The following is a 16,731-nucleotide window of genomic DNA, read 5'->3' on the forward strand; positions in this document are numbered from 1 at the left end:
TTTTTTTGTAGAGCAAGTTTCCAACTTGCCTCGTTATTTTGGCAAATTGGAAACTTGCCCTACGAACTCGACGAGCGCGCGGCTTACCGCGTCTGGTTGTTCGATCATTACGGAATGCCCGGCGCGTTCGACGAGCACGCGACGCGCGCCCGGAATCTTCGCGACGAAATAGTCCGAGTACTCGGGCGGCGTCATCTTATCCTCGGTGCCGCAAATCGCGAGCGTGGGCGCGCGAATTTCGGCGATTCGCGCGAGCACGTCGAATCCATTGCACGCGGTATAATCGCCGTGCGTTACCGTCGCGGGGCATGCGCGAAATTCAGTTTCGGAGCGTTCGAGTAAAACCGGGTCGGGAGTCGCGCCAAAACAATTCGCGGTGACGAACCGCGCGGTGTGGTCGAAATCGTTGAGGATGCCATCGAGAATCGCGGGGAGCACGCGCAAGCGCGCGCCAGTGCCAACGAGCGCGATGCCGGCAACGCGGTCGGGATGCGAAAGTGCGAGCGTTTGCGTGATCGCGCCGCCCATCGAATGACCGACCATCACCACGCGCTCAATGCCGAGCGCGTCGAGCACACCCAGGATTACGTCGCGATACGCGGCGACTGTGTTGCGTCCCGCGCCGGTCGAACGTCCGTGTCCCGGCAAATCGAGCGCGCACGCGCGTGCGCTCAAACCGACCGCGCGCAATTGGTTGCCCCAAATCAAGTGATTGCTTCCCGCGCCGTGTACAAAAAGAACCGGCACGCCTTGCGCGCCGCTCTGCGCGTAAAATAAATTGTCGTCGTGCACTGTTACGAATGGCATAGTCGCTCCGTCCATCGCCAGACAAATTTGACGCGAGTATAACACTGGCAAGCGCACGGGTCAAACTCTTGCGAACAATAAAATCGTAAAGATGAGCAATTGACAAAGAAATCCAAACCGTATAGAATTTCATCAGGTCAGCGAAGACCACATAAAGGCGTTAGCAATGCCCTGATTGGGATTTCCCGATCGGGGTCTTTTCTTTGACGCCGATACAGCAAATAGGAAGGTTCGGAATGGGAGAGCAACCCAAGTCGCAGAACGAAGAAAAGGAACCGGCGAAACTCAATCCCGACCTGAGTGTGACGCAGATCAAACACGGCAAACGACCGGGCGATGTGTATGTGCACAAAGTCCGGACGCACGACCGCGTGTTTCGGCGCGTGGGACCGGGACATTTTGTGGCGACGGCGGAATCGGACGTGCCGACGAGCGGATTTGAAAAAGGATATCGCGCGTTCAAGCGCGTGTTGGTCGGTGCGCGCCTCGAATCCTCCGAAGAAGCGCATCAACGTCTGAACAAATTAAAGGCGCTCGCCGTATTCGGTTCGGACGCGATTTCGTCGTCCGCGTATGCGACCGAGGCGTCATTGATCGTCCTGGTCGCCGCGGGGAACGCGGCGCTCGGCATTTCGTTTTACACAGCGTTCGCGATTGCGGTCATTCTTTCGATTGTCGCGTTCTCGTACCGGCAAACCGTGTACGCGTATCCGCACGGCGGCGGTTCGTACAACGTTAGCCGCGAAAACCTGGGTCAGTTGCCGGGCTTGATTGCGGCGGCGTCGTTGATGATTGATTACGTGCTGACGGTCGCGGTCTCGATCGTGGCGGGTTCGGCGGCGGTGTTGTCCGCGCTGATTGCCTCTGGATACGGCGACCAAATCGAATTGATCGAAGCGCTCTTGCCGCCGTTCTTCAATCTAAACGTATTGATGAGTTTGTTCTTTATCGGCTTGATTACGCTGGGCAATCTGCGCGGCATTCGCGAATCGGGCAGTATCTTTGCCGTGCCGACCTATTTGTTCATCATCAGTTTGAGTATGCTGTTGGTCATCGGCATCGTCAAGGCGCTCACCGGTAATTTAGCGCCAACGGAAGCTCCGCCGATCCTCGCCGTGAAAGAACCGGTCACATTGTGGTTGATCCTGCGCGCGTTTTCTGCCGGCGCGGTGGCGATGAGCGGCACGGAAGCGATTTCGAATGGCGTGCCGGCATTCGAAAAACCGGAATCGAAAAACGCGGCGACGACGCTGACGGTGATGGCGACAGTGCTAGGAATTTTCTTTCTCGGCGTGTCGTACCTCGCGACGCACATGGGTTTGGTGCCGGGCGAAGAAACGATCATTTCGCAGATCGCGCGCGCGGTGTTTGGCACGAACGTTTTCTACTATATCTTTCAAGTTGCGACGATGGGCATTCTCGTGATCGCGGCGAACACTGCGTTCGCCGATTTTCCGCGCCTCGCGTCCGTGCTCGCGCGCGATAATTTTATGCCGCATCAATTCTTGTTTCGCGGAGATCGCCTCGCGTTCTCGACCGGCATTTTCGCATTGGGGACAATTGCCGCGTTCCTGGTTGTCGTTTTCAAGGGCACTGTGGATAGTTTGATTCACTTGTACGCCGTCGGCGTGTTCTTGTCGTTTGCCTTGTCGAACTCGGGCATGGTCGTGCATTGGTGGCGCACGCGCGGCGCAAACTGGCAAACGAGTCTCGCGATCAACAGCGTGGGCGCGGTATTGACACTGATCATTTTGGTGATCGTCGCAATCACCAAGTTCGCTGAAGGCGCGTGGATCGTCATCCTGTTGATTCCACTCGTCGTCGCCGGACTAGAGATGATTCATCGCCACTATGTGCGCGTCGCGGATCAATTGCGGATCGAGCCGAGCCAATTGCCGCCGGCGACGATCAATCAATTGGTACTCGTGCCGATTGACGATTTGAATTACGCGTCGTTGCGCGCGATCGCGTTCGCGCGCACGATCTCGCGCCAGCCGGTCATCGTCCACGTTTCGACGAACGAAGAACGCGCCGAAAAAGTCAAGCATAAAATCGCCAAGTATGCGCCCGACGCCAAGCTGATCATTCTCGACTCGCCGTATCGCGCGTTCGTGCGCCCATTACTCAAGTACATTGACGCGATTCACAGTCAAAGCGAAGATGCGTTCGTGACGATTGTCTTGCCCGAGTTTATCACCGCGCGGTGGTGGGAAGGATTTTTGCACAATCGGACCGCCTCGCGGTTGCGCGACTCGTTCGAGCGCCATCCAAATGTGGCGGTGGTGCTGGTACCGTACTTGCTGGAAAAATAATGCGCGAGACGCTTGGGGTTCTCAAAACCTCAAGCGTCTTTTTTGGGCGCGGCGAGTTGACACGCGCGACGATTGGTATATTATCAGATTGAAGTTTGGCGCGAACAACGTCGTTCGCGCGGTATTGTTTCGGAGGATTGGATGTCTCTGTTTCGTGATCTCTTTCTCGCCTTGTCCACGAATGCGCTGATCCACAAATGGGTGGTCGGCTTTCCCTTGTCGCGCCGCGTCTCGCGGCGATTCGTCGCCGGGGAAACCTTGGACGAAGCGCTTGCCGTCGTCCGAAAACTGGGCGCGCAAAACATGCTCGTCACGTTCGATCAACTGGGCGAGAGTGTGACCCAGAAAAGCGAAGCGCGCGCGGCAAAGGATGGTTATCTGCGCGCGCTCGATGCGCTTGCCGCGAACCAGTTGTCGTCGCACGTCTCGGTCAAGTTGACGCAGATGGGTCTCGACCTCAGCCCCGATTTGTGTCTCGACCACATGCGCCAGATTATTCGCCGCGCGCAAGAAATCGGCACGCTCGTCACGATTGACATGGAGGATGGTAAGCACACCCAGGTCACGCTCAACGTGTTCAAAACCTTGCGCGAAGAGTTCGCCAACGTCGGCATCGTGATTCAAAGTTACTTGTATCGCAGCGAAGCCGATATGCGCGCGTTGTTTGAAATGGGCGCGCACGTGCGCTTGTGCAAAGGCGCGTACAAAGAGCCGGCAGACATCGCGTATCCGCAGAAAAAGGATGTGGACGCGAATTATCGCAAACTCGCGGAACTATTTTTGCGGGCGAACGGCAATTCGCATGGCGCGTATCTCGCGCTCGCGACGCACGACGAAAAGATCATCACCTGGGCAAAGGAGTTTGTCGCCGCGCATCACGTCCCGCGCGACCACTTTGAATTCCAGATGCTGTACGGCATTCGCTCCGATTTACAACGCCAACTCGCGCGCGAGGGGTACACGATGCGCGTGTACGTGCCGTACGGCTCGCACTGGTACCCGTACTTGATGCGCCGTCTCGCCGAACGACCGGCGAACGCGATTTTCTTGTTGAGCAATCTGTTTCGCTAATCGGTAGGGACGTTCAATTGAACGTCCCTACGAGGTGAATCAATGAAAGCAGAAACTATTTCTATCGGCACGGAATTATTGCTGGGTGAAATCACTGATACGAACGCGGTGTGGATCGCGGAGCGTCTCGCCGAAGTCGGCGTAGACATCTATTTTCGCACGACGGTCGGCGATAACGTCGGGCGCATCGTGGACGCGCTCAAGCACGCGCTCACGCGCGCGGATGTCGTCATCACGACCGGCGGTCTCGGTCCGACGGTGGACGACATGACGCGCGAAGCGGTCGCGCGCGCGACTGAACGCGAATTGTATCTCGACGAAAATTTGCTCGCGCAAATTCGCGAGCGCTTCGGCAAGTGGGGTTCGACGATGAGTGAGAACAATGTGCGCCAAGCGTACATCCCGCGCGGCGCGACCCCCGTCGAAAATCCGGTCGGCACCGCGCCGTGCTTCATTGTCGAGATCAATGGACGATTCGTGATTTCGCTTCCCGGCGTGCCGCGCGAAATGAAGTATCTGATGGAAACGCGCGTGCTGCCGTGGCTGCGCGAAAAAACCGGCGGCGAGCAAACCATCGTCAGCCGCGTGCTCAAGACGTGCGCGATGGGCGAGAGTCTGGTGGATTCCAAGATCGCGGATCTCGAAACCATGTCGAATCCGACGGTCGGTCTGCGCGCGCATCCCGGTCAAACCGACATCGTCATCACCGCCAAAGCGCCGACGCGCGCCGAAGCGGAAAAGATGATCAAGGAAATGGAAACCCAGGTGCGCGAACGCGTCGGCGACGCGATCTATGGCATTGGCGAAGAAACGGTCGAGGAAGTGGTCGCCCGTTTGCTCGCGGCGAAAAATTGGCGCGTCTCGATTGCCGAAACGAACACGGCTGGGAAAATCGCGGAACGATTGCGCGCGCGTCCCGAAGGCGCGCGCATTTTGAAATCAGCCATGCTGCTCGACAACGTGACCGAACTGACCGAGCAGAACGCGGCGACGATTGCGGAGCAATTTCGCAACGTGACCGGCGCGGATGTCGCGATTGCCGTGCTCGGCACGACCGGCTCGGCGGAAAATATGTACGGTCCCGAAACCGGCAAAACGGCGATGGCGGTGGCGACCGCACGCGAGACGACCCGACGCGAGTTCACCGTCGGCGGCATCAGCGATCAGGCGCAAGCGTGGATCATCATCCGCGCGCTCGATCTCGTGCGCCGCGCGGTGTTGAAATAACAGCGGTTGCACTAAACAACACCTTCGCCAAAATAATAAATTGATCCGCGAATCACGCGAATCACGCGAATAAAAAACAAAATTAGCGAAGATTCGCGAGATTCGCGGATGAAGGAATAAATTGGCGAAGGTATTGACTAACAGGAAAGATTTCTTTGGACGCGGATGAACGCGGATTTTTTCTATCCGCGAAAATCCGCGTTCATCCGCGTCCAAAATGACTTTGGATTTTAGACTGTCCGGGTGAGGAGGCAACGTGGCAGACAATCCCAGGTTTGTGTGGGTAGATGGCAAACTCGTACCGTGGAATGACGCCACGGTGCACATTACGCAAATGGGCATCGCGACGGTGTCGCTCATCTACGAAGGAATTCGCGGGTACTGGAACGAGGCGGAGCACAAGACGTACGTCTTTCAACTCGATGCGCACACGCGACGCTTGATGCAATCGGCGCGCTTGGTGCGGATGAAGCCCGCGCTCGCGGCGAGCGAGGTGAGCCGCGGTGTCCTGGATTTACTCCGCGCGAATCAAATCGCGGGCGACATTTATATTCGCCCGTTCGCGTTCACCGAAGGACTGACGTTCAGCGTTGCCGCATCCGACGTGCCCCGCATCGTCGTTACGAATCAAGCCTGGGCAACGCGACTCAAGAGCGGCAAGGTGTCGCACGCGTGCGTCAGTTCATGGGCGCGCATCACGGACAATGTGATGCCACCGCGCATCAAAGCATCATCGAACTATCTCAATTCGCGATACGCATCGGAAGAAGCCAAGCGCAATGGTTACGATGTCGCCTTGTTTCTGAATCCGAACGGCAAAGTCGCCGAAGCGCCGGGCGCGTGTTTGATGATCGTGCGCGACGGAAAACTCATCACGCCAACGGTGACGAGCGGCATTCTCGAAAGTATCACGCGCGCGACCTTGATTCAACTGTGTCACGACGTGTTGAACATCGAGGTGATCGAGCGCGAATTGGATCGCACCGAATTGTACATCGCGGACGAAGCGTTCTTGTGCGGCACCGGCATGGAGATCACGCCGATCGCCTCGGTGGATCGTTTCATGCTTGGCGATGGCGGTATCGGTTCGATTACACAGCGCGTCGAATCGTTGTACCACGATCTCGTGCGCGGGATTGATAAACGCTACGACGAGTGGCGCACAGTTGTGTGAACCGATTCAAGCGGGAATAGAACCACTGATTTCACTGATTACATAGATTTTATTTCATTCCACGAAAGACACCCAGGTGTTCTTCGTGGATTTTTGTTTTACGCCGCGCTCAAACGATGCTATAATGTTGACGAAAGGAAAGTTGAATGCGTTTGAATGTACGGCTGTTTGCGCTCCTCGTGTTGAGCGCGTTCGTTTTTCTTGGCATACCCGCACAGGTTGATGCCGCGCCGCCGTCTGCCGGACCAGAAACCTACGTGGTACAAAGTGGCGACACGCTCTTTGCGATCGCGCTCAAATTCAAAACCTCGATTGCCGAAATCAAGAAACTCAATGGACTCGGCAACAATGATATCATCGTCGTTGGACAAAAATTGCTCATCCCCGCGAGCGATAGCCCCGCGTCCGCGGTGATTGCCGCGACGAACACGATTTCGTACACGGTTCAGCCCGGCGACACACTCGCGCGCATTGCGTCGCGCTACGGCACCGGGCTACGCGCGCTCGCCGAACTGAACGGCATTCCGAATCCGAATCTACTTGCTGAAGGACAAGGCATCGCGATTCCCAGCGACCCTGCGCTCGTCAAGCCAGGGCTGATGATGGACCCGCTCCACGCGCGGCAAGGCGGCACGATTGTGATTCAAGTCGAGCGTCCCGACCTGACCGTCGCGACCGGGCTGTTGAACAGCAAGCCGCTCAAATTTACGCGCGCGGGCGGATATTATTACGCATTGCTCGGCATTTCGCGTTGCGCGAAACTTGGCGAGGCGCCGCTAACGATTGTCACGACCGATGCGAACAACAAGCCGACGACCGACAATCTCAAACTCAATGTCGCGGCGACCGCGTTTCCGGTGAACGCGATTACGTTGCCGCCGACTGGCGTGAGCATTTTGCAAAACACCACGCTCGTCAATCGCGAAGCGGCGGATCTCGCGACGATCATCAATCAGCACACGCCGACGCGTTTGTGGCGCGGCGCGTTTCGCCAACCGGTGTACACCGCGATCACCGAAAACTTTGGCACACGCCGTTCGTACAACGGCGGACCCGTGAGTGCGTGCGGACACGAAGGCACGGATTTCCGGATGTCGCTCGGCGATCCGATTTATTCGGATGCGCGCGGCAAGGTTGTGTTCGCCGCACTGACCCAGGTGCGCGGCAACATGGTCGTCGTAGATCATGGTCTCGGCGTGTTCAGCGCGTACTATCACATGTCCGAAATCGCGGTCAAGGTGGGACAACTCGTCAATGCTGGCGCGCTGATTGGCAAAGCCGGCAGCACCGGACTTTCGACGGGTCCGCATTTGCATTGGAGTATGTGGGTCAACGGCGAGTACGTTGACCCGATGGAATGGACGCGGCGCGTGATTCCGTAATTGCCGACCTTGCGAAAGTTTTGTAACCTTCGCAAGGTTATCCGGGAGGAGCGAATGGAACTCAAGAGCGTACGAATTGAAAATCCGAGCGAGTTGAATTTCATTCTCGGACAAACGCACTTTATCAAGACCGTCGAGGACATGCACGAGGCGCTGGTGACGGCGGTGCCGGGCATCAAGTTCGGTCTGGCGTTTTGCGAGGCATCCGGTCACGCGCTCGTGCGCGCGAGCGGCAACGATCCTGCGCTCGTCGAGCTTGCCAAGCAGAACGCGTTCGCGTTGAGCGCGGGACATTCGTTCATCGTGTTTCTCGGCGCGGGTTTTTTCCCGATCAACGTTTTGCACGCGATCAAAAACGTGCCGGAGGTCGTCAACATTTTTTGCGCGACGGCGAATCCCGTCGAGGTCATTCTCGCGGAGACGGAACTGGGACGCGGCATTCTCGGTGTGATTGATGGCGTGAAATCAAAAGGCATCGAAGACGCGTCGGGCATCGAGTGGCGCAAGAGCTTGTTGCGAAAATTCGGCTACAAGTTGTAACGCGAAAAAAAACGAGTCGCTTGGTTTTTCAAGCGACTCGTGATTATCTTTGTGGTCGGGTTAGAACGGCAAGTCTTCGCCAGCGGCAGGTTCGGGAGCGACGACTTCGGTGCTACCGGTGCTGGCGGGTGCGCCACCCTCGCGTTTACTACCAAGGAAGCGGACGGTCTCCGCGAACACTTCAAACGAAGCGCGCGGTTTACCGTCTTGTCCGGTCCACAATCGCGGACCGCCATTTTCGTCGGCAGTCAGGTGCCCTTCGACCAAAACTTGACGACCCTTGCTCAAGTACTGGTTACAGGCTTCGGCTTGCTTGCCGAACACCGAGACGCGAAACCACGCGGTTTCTTCTTTTTGCTGTCCATCCGCCGTGTTGTACTTGCGACTCGTTGCGACGGACAATCGGGTAACGGGAGTGCCCTGGGGCGTATAGCGCATTTCCGGGTCATTCCCCAAATTCCCGACCAGAACAATCTTCTGATACATTTTTCCTCCTTAGGATGCAAAACACTGACCGGGGTAAAGTTAAATCGTTGGCGAGAGTATACCACACATTTGTTCTAATTGCAAACGCGTTGTGGATTTGGCTAATTTATTTTTCACTCGCAATCGCGACGATCAATTTCGCGAGCATTGCCGCGCGCGGCACGATAGAATCCACACGCAAGTACTCCTCCATCGCGTTGTGCCCATTGCCGCCTTGCGGTCCCAGCCCGTCGAGTGTCGGCGTTCCGAATGACGCGGTAAAGTTTCCGTCCGATCCGCCGCCGGTCATCACGTCTTCGATTTGGAATCCCAGGTCGTGCGCCGCGTTTTTGGCGAGCGCGACCAAGTGTGCGGTCGCGTCCGTTTTCTCCATCGGCGGATTGGCGAGTCCGCCGCTCAATTCGGTCGTCGTCCCAGGGACGATTTCGCGCGCGGTGATTTCTCGTACCGCTTGTTCGAACGGCGCGACGTCGGAGGTGCGTGGAAAGCGCACGTCAATCTCCGCCTCCGCCGTTTCCGCGACGACGTTCGGTCGCGTGCCGCCGCGAATCACGCCGACGTTCACGGTCAGGTCTGGGAGCAAGCCATTGAGTTTTTTCAGCGCGCCGATGTGCTCGGCGAGTGTGTAAATCGCATTCGCGCCTTTTTGCGGTTCGACGCCGGCGTGCGCGGGTTTGCCACGCACTTTGACCCAGTACGTACCAACACCTTTACGCGCGCTGACAATCGCGCCGCTCTCGCGTGCGCCTTCGAGAACGAGCGCGGCAGTTGCGCCGCGCACGATTGGCGCGTACAACTCTTTCGACACTGGCGAGCCGACTTCTTCTTCGCTGTTGAAGAAAAATCCGATCTCGCCAAAGTTCTCGAATCCCGATTGCGCGATAGCGTGCGCGGCATAGATGCCGTTGAGCAAGCCAGACTTCATGTCAATCACGCCGCAACCCAGGGCTTTGCCGGCGACGCGGCGAAATGGAAACTCGTTGGTCTTGCCATCCGAGTACACCGTGTCCATGTGTCCGATCATTACGATCCGCGCGTTGCCCTTGCCGCGCCAGCGCGCGTAGAGACAATCGCCGTACTGCGGTTGCGGAAATTCGACGACCTCTGCGCCAAACTCGCGCACGCGTTCGTGTACGACGCGCGCAATCGCGTCCACGCCGGCTTTGTTGTGCGTGCCGCAATCGGTGTTGACGAGCGTTTCGAGATCGCGCAGATAATTCGGCAGAGCAGTAGTGAGTTGACCAAGAAAATCTGTCATGTTTCAGCTCCAAAAGGAATAATCCCTTCCGGGATTGTTTATTTCTTAATTTTGCGAAGTTTTGGTTCTAGGTTATCTTTTAGAAGCTCGTCGGTGGATACTTGAAATAATTCTGCAATGTCAAGCACAAGATTGACAGTGGGCTGTTTCTTGCCAACCTCTATCTCGGAAAGATAACTGTGAGTCGTGTAACCCAGTGCAGCAGCCAGTTCTTGCAATGTCATTTTGCGTTGTGTACGCAAAATACGTAATTTTCCACCGAATCTTTTTGTCTTCATTCAAGTAAACGATTGACATTTCTTCGAGATGTGTTATCATTGTCTCTATTAGAGACAATAAGGAAACACGATGATTTGCCTCAATTGTGGTGTTGAAACAGCGAACCCGAAATTTTGTAGCCGATCTTGTGCTGCTCAGTACAACAACAAACAGTTTCCTAAACGCGATCGGAAACAATTCCGGTGTGAAAAATGCGGTGGTGTGGCAGAGTACCGGCGCAAGTTTTGTGAGGATTGCAGTCCCAAGAATGGAGTAGATTGGAGTAAACGAACATTCGGATTTGTGCGATCTTCCTTGGACTTCCATGCCCGGATTCGTCAACTTGCGCGTAAAGCATATTACACGTCGGATCGCCCAAGCCAGTGCGTCGTTTGTGGATACTCAAAACATATCGAAATCTGTCACATCAAATCTATCCAGGAATTTTCGGAACATACACCGATTTCTGTGATCAACTCACTGGACAATCTGGTCGCGTTGTGTCCCAACTGTCATTGGGAGTTTGATCATGGCTTGTTGAAATCAGAACAGTTGAAACTACGATAAGAAAACGGGAGCGCTACGAACGCGGCTCCCTTTTTCTTGTCACGATGGGCCCGGCTGGATTCGAACCAGCAACCAACTCCTTCTGGTTTGTGTCGGTTTCCCGGCTCCCTGGACTATACCTTCGCCATGACGCTTGCGCGTTTTAGGTGGTGACCGTCTAGTCTCTACACCTTCCGACTTGTGGTCGGCTTGGCTCGGGATGACCATGAGTCTTCACTTTTAGGTTTCCCCGAATTTGGCCACTAACATTCGCAAGATTTCTCAAGCGACGCACACTTTGTATGAGGGAGCTGCTCTGCCCTTGAGCTACGGGCCCCCAAGCAAGACGGAAGACGAACGACGGAGGACGGAAGCGATCCGTCATTCGTCATCCGTCCTCCGTCGTTTGAAAGAGCGGGAGACGAGGTTCGAACTCGCAACGTCCACCTTGGAAGGGTGGCATTCTGCCATTGAATTACTCCCGCATGGTCTGTCGGGGCGATTGGACTTGAACCAACGGCCTCATCGTCCCAAACGATGCGCGCTACCAACTGCGCCACGCCCCGTCATCGCGCGCAAGTATATGCGAATTCTGGGGAATCGTCAAACGGTACAGATTTGAGTTCTTTATGCCTGATAGGAAAAGTCTGGGCAAAGTTTTTAGTGTCTGCTCGTAACCTTACATGAACCACAGATAAACACAGGTGAACACAGATTATTTCTATCCGCGTTTATCCGTGTTCATCTGTGGTTGATCGTCCGATCTTTGTTTGGGTTATCCGTACGCGAAAAATACACGCGCCGGGATGCAGTCTCGCCGCGTGTGTTTTTGCTTTTGACGCGCGTCGCAAGTTGTGTTATAAAATGCGCCAATTTCCGTATCCCACCTTTATTGTGAGGGGCAACCGACATGGTCAAGCGAAACCACATGAACGATATCGAACGCAAAAAGCTAGAGAAGGAGCGCGCACTGGTTCGTGAGGAATTAAATCGTCTCCGCGAGTATCTCAAAACTGAACCCGAGTCAACGGGCGATGAAGTGGACCTCGCGGTGTACGAACGCGAAAAGAATCTCGCGCTCGTGAAACATCTTGAACAGAAAATCGAAGAGATTGATCGCGTGTTGCAGAACGCGAAAAAGGGCAAGTACGGTATCTGCGAACGCTGCGGCAACGCGATTGATCCGGCGCGTCTCGCCGCGATGCCGGAGACAACACTGTGCATCAAGTGCAAGAGCGAGGTTGAACGCGCGGCGCGGCGTGCGGCGATGCGGTAAGAAATCAAAAGAACAAATGTTCTTGTTGAATTACGTAGGGGCGAGGTGACCTCGCCCCTACGCGTTTTATAAAACGCGTTTGCGCGATGATACGATTGGCATATAATACACGCGACGCAACGATGCGATCTTATTGCGAGATATAAAATGGCTCAACCGATTTTTCCTTTCACTGCCATCGTCAACCAAGATAAAATGAAACGCGCACTCGTGCTCAACGCGATCAATCCGTTGATCGGCGGCGTGCTCGTGCGCGGCGAACGCGGCACCGCGAAATCCACCGCGGTGCGCGCCCTCGCCGCGTTGCTCCCACAAATCAGCGTCGTCGCGGATTGTCCGTTCAGTTGCAATCCGTACGAACACGATCGCTTGTGCGATAATTGTCGCGAACGCGTCGCGCGCGGCGAAGAGCTGCCCATCGCGAAACGACGCGTGCGTCTCGTGGACTTGCCGGTTAGCGCGACCGAAGACCGCGTCGTCGGTACGCTCGACATCGAGACCGCGATCAAAAAAGGCGAAAAGAAATTCGAGCCAGGTGTGCTCGCCAACGCGAATCGCGGAATTTTGTACGTGGACGAAGTGAACTTGCTCGACGATCACGTCGTTGACCTGTTGCTCGACAGCGCGGCGATGGGCGTGAACGTCGTCGAGCGCGAAGGTATTTCGTTTCAACATCCCGCGCAATTCGTTCTCGTCGGTACGATGAATCCGGAAGAAGGCGAACTGCGTCCGCAGTTGCTCGACCGCTTTGGCTTGTCCGTCGAAATCAAAGGCATCAGCGACGCGGACGCGCGCGTCGAAATTATCGAGCGCCGCCTCGCGTTCGAAACCGACCCCGTTGGCTTTTGCAACGAGTGGTGCGTCGCCGAAGAAAAACTCTCGAAGGAAATTGACACGGCGCGGCACACACTTCCTTCGGTCAAACATTCGCAACCCGATTTGTACGCGATTGCCGAACTCTCCGCCGGCTTGGAAGTGGACGGGCACCGCGCCGACCTCGTGATTCTAAAATCCGCGCGCGCACACGCCGCGTTCATTGGACGCGATCAAATCAACGAAGAAGATATTTTGCTCGCGGCGGAACTCGCGTTGCCGCATCGCATGAAACGGCGCGCGTTCCAAGAAGTCGAGTTGCGAATGGAGCAACTCGAAAAACGGCTCGATCAATCCAAGCAAGGTCTGGCGAATCAAGCGCAAAAGAGCGACCAAGCGCGTGATGTAAAAAAAAAGCCAGCGTAGCCGGTGAGCAATCGGCGGACTCGCCGCCGCCCGAGCCGAGCGAACAATCGGTGCAAGGACAGGGGCACGAGCCGGGCAAACCGACGCCGCGCCCCGCCGATCATCACACCGACATCGGCAAAGCGTTTCGCCCCAAGAAACTCCAAACTCCCCTCGACAAACTCCCGCGCAAGGTCGCGGGTAAACGCTCGCGCACGCGCACCGAGCGCAAGCGCGGGCGTTACATTTCCGCGCGACCGATGACCGGCACGAAAACAGACCTCGCGTTCGACGCGACGTTTCGCCAAGCCGCACCGTTTCAAATTCGCCGCGTGAAAAAGAACACCGCGATCGCGATTGAATCCCAGGACTTGATGCGCAAAGTGCGCGTGCGCCGCGCCGCGAATTTGATCTTGTTCGTCGTGGACGCGTCCTGGTCTATGGCGGCGGCGGAGCGCATGATCGCGACTAAGGGTGCGATCATGTCCTTGCTGATTGACGCGTACCAAAAACGCGATCGCGTTGGCTTGGTCGTGTTTCAGAAAGAAGATGCGCGACTCGTCCTGCCGCCCACCTCGTCGGTTGATCTCGCCGAGAAAGCATTGAAAGATATTCCGGTCGGCGGCAAGACGCCGTTGAGCGCGGGCTTGTTGCTCGCGCACCAAGTCCTCGTGCGGGAGCGCGCGAAAGATCGCGAAGTGATGCCGTTGATGATTATCGTGACCGATGGCGCGGGCAATGTTTCGATGACGGATCTGCCGCCGCAAGAGGAAGCGCATCGCGTCGCGACGATGCTCAAGAAAGCAGACTTACGTTCGGTCGTCATCAACACCGAGCACGAAGCGTTTGATCGTGGGCTTGCCGCGACGCTCGCCGACGACCTCGGCGGACCGTGTTACACGCTCAAGCAGTTGCGCGCGGAAGAGTTGTACGCGCGTGTGCGCGAGGAGATGAAGGTTATTTCCAAGTGAGGTTTTGTGATGGCGTGGATTCAGATGATTGACGAGGCGGATGCGCGCGGCGAACTCGCCGAGATGTACAAACGGGAAACATCAGGTTGGGGTATTGATCACATCCTCAAGGTTCACTCCCTGAATCCAGCGTCGCTCAACGCGCATCTCGTGGTTTATCGGACATTGATGTACGGCAAGTCGGGACTGTCGCGCATTCAGCGCGAAATGATCGGCACGGTCGTTTCCGCGCTCAATCATTGCGAGTACTGAACCGTGCATCACGGCGAAGGTCTTCGCCGCCTCACGCACAAACCCAAACTCGTCGCACAACTCAAAGACGATTATCGCACTGCGCCTTTATCGCCGCGCGACCGCGCGATGCTTGATTATTCGACAAAACTTACACGCGAACCCTGGGCAATGGTTGAGAATGATGTCCAAGCCCTGCGCGACGTGGGATTTACCGACACGGATATCCTCGACATCGCACAGATCGTGGGTTATTTTGCGTATGTGAATCGCATCGCCGACGGGCTGGGTGTGCGTGTCGAGCCGGAAAAATGGAAGGAAATTCGCGCGAATGAAGAACGCGATCAGCATTGACCTCGAAGATTGGTTTTGCGCGTACAACCTGAATATCAAGATCGAAGATTGGGACAAACAAGAATTGCGCGTTGTCGCGAATACGCGGCGCGTACTCGACGTGCTCGCCAAGCACAACACGCGCGCGACGTTCTTTGTGCTCGGCTGGGTCGCCGCGCGCGTGCCCGACCTCCTGCGCGAAATCGAATCGGCGGAACACGAAATCGCGACGCACGGGTACTCGCACACGCTGCTGACCGAGATGACGCCGGACGCGTTCGAGCAGGACTTGGCGAACGCATTGCGCGTGACGCGCGCGTGCGTTTCGCAAAAAATCATCGGTTATCGCGCGCCGTCGTTCACGATCACGCGCAAAACGCTGTGGGCACTCGACATTCTTGCCAAGCTCGGCATCGCGTACGACTCGTCCATCTTTCCGATCAGCGGTCATCCCGATTACGGCATCGGCGACGCGCCGCTCGTGATTCACCAACGCGGTGCGCTGACCGAGGTCCCGATGAGCGTCGCGGAGATCGCGGGCAAGCGCGTGCCGTGCAGTGGCGGCGGCTATTTTCGCGTGTTCCCGTACGCGCTGACGACGTACTTGATGCGCCAGGTCAATCGCGCTGGACGCCCGGTAATTTTCTACCTGCACCCCTGGGAGTTCGACCCCGACCAGCCGCGCCGAAACCTGTCACGCTCGAAAGCGTTCCGCCACTATTTCAACCTCGATCAGACTGCACGGCGGCTCGACCGATTGCTGTCCGAGTTCGAGTTCGCGCCGATTAAGGAAATTTTGAATGGGACGCGGACTAACGCGGACTAACGCGGATTTTATTTTTTATCCGCGCTCGTCCGCGCTCGTCCGCGTCCCATAAAGGATTCTATGAGCCAGGAACTGGAGACGCAAAAAAAATACTGGGACCGCACGGTCACGGATTTCGATTCGATCTACTCGCATCGCAAGAGCAAATTCGATAATTGGGTGGACGCGACGTTTCGCTGGGATATGTACGCGCGGTTCGATTACACGATGGCGCACAGCGAGCCGATTGCCGGGCGCGCGTTTCTCGAAGTGGGTTGCGGCACTGGACGCTACGCGCTCGAATATGCAAGGCGCGGTGCGGTGCGCGTCGTCGGGATTGACATCGCGGCGAACATGCTCGATGTGTGCCGCGAACGCGCGCAAACCCTGGGTGTCAGTGATCGGTGCGAATGGGCGCACAGCGATCTCCTCGCGTACGCGCCGCGCGAAAAATTCGACGTGGTGATTGGCATCGGCTTGTTCGATTACATTCGCGATGCGTTGCCGGTACTCGCCAAGATGCGCCAGGTTGCGACCGACCGCGCGATTGTGACTTTGCCGATGTTGGAGACGTGGCGCGCGCCGGTTCGCAAAGTGCGGCTCGCGCTCAAGCGGGTGCCGGTGTACTTTTACAGCCGCGCACGCGTGGATGAGTTGATGAAGGGTGCCGGATTTGGGCGGTATGAGATGGAACGTATCGGGCAATTGTGGTGCGTCACCGGTTATGTTTCACGTGACACATAAGAATGTACTTGTGTCCACAACCGCACGGGAAAACAAGCCCGATTGTGGTATACGTTGCACGTGAAACATTTACATAAATATAAAGGCGGTTC

The 16,731-nt window shown here is 56.4% G+C and carries 18 protein-coding genes and 2 tRNA genes; 14 read left to right on the plus strand and 6 right to left on the minus strand.

Translation table 11 applies throughout. The features are described 5' to 3' along the window. Window positions 1-33: 33 nt before the first annotated feature. Entirely contained in the window at window positions 34-807 is a 774-nt protein-coding gene (locus HY868_14810) for an alpha/beta hydrolase (GenBank protein ID MBI5303403.1), read from the minus strand. A 236-nt stretch (window positions 808-1,043) separates the two neighbouring features. Between HY868_14810 and HY868_14815 the strand changes: the two genes are divergently transcribed. The 6 genes from HY868_14815 to HY868_14840 all read left to right on the plus strand — a co-directional run bounded on the left by HY868_14815 (window position 1,044) and on the right by HY868_14840 (window position 8,513). Further along, window positions 1,044-3,119, plus strand: a complete 2,076-nt coding sequence (locus HY868_14815; protein MBI5303404.1) for an APC family permease — start codon at window positions 1,044-1,046, stop codon at window positions 3,117-3,119. Between the two features lie 141 nt (window positions 3,120-3,260). Further along, on the plus strand, window positions 3,261-4,190 hold the full coding sequence (locus HY868_14820) for a proline dehydrogenase family protein (GenBank protein ID MBI5303405.1): 930 nt from the start codon (window positions 3,261-3,263) through the stop codon (window positions 4,188-4,190). A gap of 42 nt (window positions 4,191-4,232) precedes the next feature. Beyond that, the gene (locus tag HY868_14825; GenBank protein MBI5303406.1) at window positions 4,233-5,417 is read left to right on the plus strand and encodes a CinA family nicotinamide mononucleotide deamidase-related protein; all 1,185 of its coding nucleotides are present in this window, start codon (window positions 4,233-4,235) and stop codon (window positions 5,415-5,417) included. Between the two features lie 256 nt (window positions 5,418-5,673). After that, complete coding sequence (locus tag HY868_14830) at window positions 5,674-6,591, plus strand: branched-chain amino acid transaminase (protein MBI5303407.1); 918 nt, start codon at window positions 5,674-5,676, stop codon at window positions 6,589-6,591. Between the two features lie 146 nt (window positions 6,592-6,737). Continuing rightward, window positions 6,738-7,973 (plus strand): LysM peptidoglycan-binding domain-containing M23 family metallopeptidase, encoded by a 1,236-nt coding sequence (locus HY868_14835; GenBank protein MBI5303408.1) that lies wholly within the window; start codon window positions 6,738-6,740, stop codon window positions 7,971-7,973. A gap of 54 nt (window positions 7,974-8,027) precedes the next feature. Beyond that, window positions 8,028-8,513: an adenosine-specific kinase gene (locus tag HY868_14840; GenBank protein ID MBI5303409.1), complete on the plus strand. Its 486-nt coding sequence runs from the start codon at window positions 8,028-8,030 to the stop codon at window positions 8,511-8,513. 60 nt (window positions 8,514-8,573) lie between these two features. On the opposite strand, the gene ssb is transcribed toward HY868_14840, so the two are convergent. From ssb to HY868_14855, 3 genes are all read right to left on the minus strand, one after another. Next, on the minus strand, window positions 8,574-8,999 hold the full coding sequence (ssb, locus tag HY868_14845) for a single-stranded DNA-binding protein (protein MBI5303410.1): 426 nt from the start codon (window positions 8,997-8,999) through the stop codon (window positions 8,574-8,576). Between the two features lie 106 nt (window positions 9,000-9,105). Beyond that, window positions 9,106-10,257, minus strand: coding sequence for a M20 family metallopeptidase (locus HY868_14850; GenBank protein ID MBI5303411.1), 1,152 nt, complete (start codon window positions 10,255-10,257; stop codon window positions 9,106-9,108). Window positions 10,258-10,295: 38 nt separating this feature from the next. Beyond that, on the minus strand, window positions 10,296-10,535 hold the full coding sequence (locus HY868_14855; protein ID MBI5303412.1) for a helix-turn-helix transcriptional regulator: 240 nt from the start codon (window positions 10,533-10,535) through the stop codon (window positions 10,296-10,298). Between the two features lie 70 nt (window positions 10,536-10,605). Between HY868_14855 and HY868_14860 the strand changes: the two genes are divergently transcribed. Beyond that, complete coding sequence (locus HY868_14860) at window positions 10,606-11,082, plus strand: HNH endonuclease (GenBank protein MBI5303413.1); 477 nt, start codon at window positions 10,606-10,608, stop codon at window positions 11,080-11,082. Window positions 11,083-11,474: 392 nt separating this feature from the next. Here HY868_14860 and HY868_14865 read toward each other — a convergent pair. Both HY868_14865 and HY868_14870 read right to left on the minus strand, forming a co-directional pair. Beyond that, window positions 11,475-11,546: transfer RNA gene (locus HY868_14865), tRNA-Gly, on the minus strand. Window positions 11,547-11,554: 8 nt separating this feature from the next. Next, window positions 11,555-11,627: transfer RNA gene (locus HY868_14870), tRNA-Pro, on the minus strand. Window positions 11,628-11,989: 362 nt separating this feature from the next. Here HY868_14870 and HY868_14875 point away from each other — a divergent pair. The 7 genes from HY868_14875 (at window position 11,990) to HY868_14905 (ending at window position 16,639) form a co-directional block, all read left to right on the plus strand. Next, window positions 11,990-12,337 carry a TraR/DksA C4-type zinc finger protein gene (locus HY868_14875; GenBank protein ID MBI5303414.1) on the plus strand — a complete coding sequence of 116 codons (348 nt, stop codon included), beginning with the start codon at window positions 11,990-11,992 and terminating at the stop codon, window positions 12,335-12,337. A gap of 147 nt (window positions 12,338-12,484) precedes the next feature. Beyond that, window positions 12,485-13,576, plus strand: a complete 1,092-nt coding sequence (locus tag HY868_14880; GenBank protein MBI5303415.1) for an ATP-binding protein — start codon at window positions 12,485-12,487, stop codon at window positions 13,574-13,576. 239 nt (window positions 13,577-13,815) lie between these two features. Further along, window positions 13,816-14,526, plus strand: a complete 711-nt coding sequence (locus tag HY868_14885; protein MBI5303416.1) for a VWA domain-containing protein — start codon at window positions 13,816-13,818, stop codon at window positions 14,524-14,526. Window positions 14,527-14,535: 9 nt separating this feature from the next. Next, window positions 14,536-14,778, plus strand: coding sequence for a carboxymuconolactone decarboxylase family protein (locus tag HY868_14890; protein ID MBI5303417.1), 243 nt, complete (start codon window positions 14,536-14,538; stop codon window positions 14,776-14,778). Between the two features lie 3 nt (window positions 14,779-14,781). After that, entirely contained in the window at window positions 14,782-15,111 is a 330-nt protein-coding gene (locus HY868_14895) for a peroxidase-related enzyme (protein ID MBI5303418.1), read from the plus strand. Further along, complete coding sequence (locus HY868_14900) at window positions 15,089-15,916, plus strand: DUF3473 domain-containing protein (protein MBI5303419.1); 828 nt, start codon at window positions 15,089-15,091, stop codon at window positions 15,914-15,916. Before HY868_14895 ends, HY868_14900 begins: the two co-directional genes overlap by 23 nt. Window positions 15,917-15,976: 60 nt before the next feature. Continuing rightward, the gene (locus HY868_14905; GenBank protein ID MBI5303420.1) at window positions 15,977-16,639 is read left to right on the plus strand and encodes a class I SAM-dependent methyltransferase; all 663 of its coding nucleotides are present in this window, start codon (window positions 15,977-15,979) and stop codon (window positions 16,637-16,639) included. Window positions 16,640-16,731: the final 92 nt, after the last annotated feature.

This window comes from Chloroflexota bacterium, assembly GCA_016219275.1.
Taxonomy (GTDB): Bacteria; Chloroflexota; Anaerolineae; order UBA4142; family UBA4142; genus JACRBM01.

Bases quoted from the DNA above. Each gene is read 5' to 3' on its own strand.
- HY868_14810 (MBI5303403.1), bottom strand. From the start codon at position 807: ATGCCATTCGTAACAGTGCACGACGACAATTTATTTTACGCGCAGAGC.
- HY868_14815 (MBI5303404.1), top strand. From the start codon at position 1,044: ATGGGAGAGCAACCCAAGTCGCAGAACGAAGAAAAGGAACCGGCGAAA.
- HY868_14820 (MBI5303405.1), top strand. From the start codon at position 3,261: ATGTCTCTGTTTCGTGATCTCTTTCTCGCCTTGTCCACGAATGCGCTG.
- HY868_14825 (MBI5303406.1), top strand. From the start codon at position 4,233: ATGAAAGCAGAAACTATTTCTATCGGCACGGAATTATTGCTGGGTGAA.
- HY868_14835 (MBI5303408.1), top strand. From the start codon at position 6,738: ATGCGTTTGAATGTACGGCTGTTTGCGCTCCTCGTGTTGAGCGCGTTC.
- HY868_14840 (MBI5303409.1), top strand. From the start codon at position 8,028: ATGGAACTCAAGAGCGTACGAATTGAAAATCCGAGCGAGTTGAATTTC.
- ssb (MBI5303410.1), bottom strand. From the start codon at position 8,999: ATGTATCAGAAGATTGTTCTGGTCGGGAATTTGGGGAATGACCCGGAA.
- HY868_14850 (MBI5303411.1), bottom strand. From the start codon at position 10,257: ATGACAGATTTTCTTGGTCAACTCACTACTGCTCTGCCGAATTATCTG.
- HY868_14855 (MBI5303412.1), bottom strand. From the start codon at position 10,535: ATGAAGACAAAAAGATTCGGTGGAAAATTACGTATTTTGCGTACACAA.
- HY868_14860 (MBI5303413.1), top strand. From the start codon at position 10,606: ATGATTTGCCTCAATTGTGGTGTTGAAACAGCGAACCCGAAATTTTGT.
- HY868_14875 (MBI5303414.1), top strand. From the start codon at position 11,990: ATGAACGATATCGAACGCAAAAAGCTAGAGAAGGAGCGCGCACTGGTT.
- HY868_14880 (MBI5303415.1), top strand. From the start codon at position 12,485: ATGGCTCAACCGATTTTTCCTTTCACTGCCATCGTCAACCAAGATAAA.
- HY868_14885 (MBI5303416.1), top strand. From the start codon at position 13,816: ATGACCGGCACGAAAACAGACCTCGCGTTCGACGCGACGTTTCGCCAA.
- HY868_14890 (MBI5303417.1), top strand. From the start codon at position 14,536: ATGGCGTGGATTCAGATGATTGACGAGGCGGATGCGCGCGGCGAACTC.
- HY868_14900 (MBI5303419.1), top strand. From the start codon at position 15,089: ATGAAGAACGCGATCAGCATTGACCTCGAAGATTGGTTTTGCGCGTAC.
- HY868_14905 (MBI5303420.1), top strand. From the start codon at position 15,977: ATGAGCCAGGAACTGGAGACGCAAAAAAAATACTGGGACCGCACGGTC.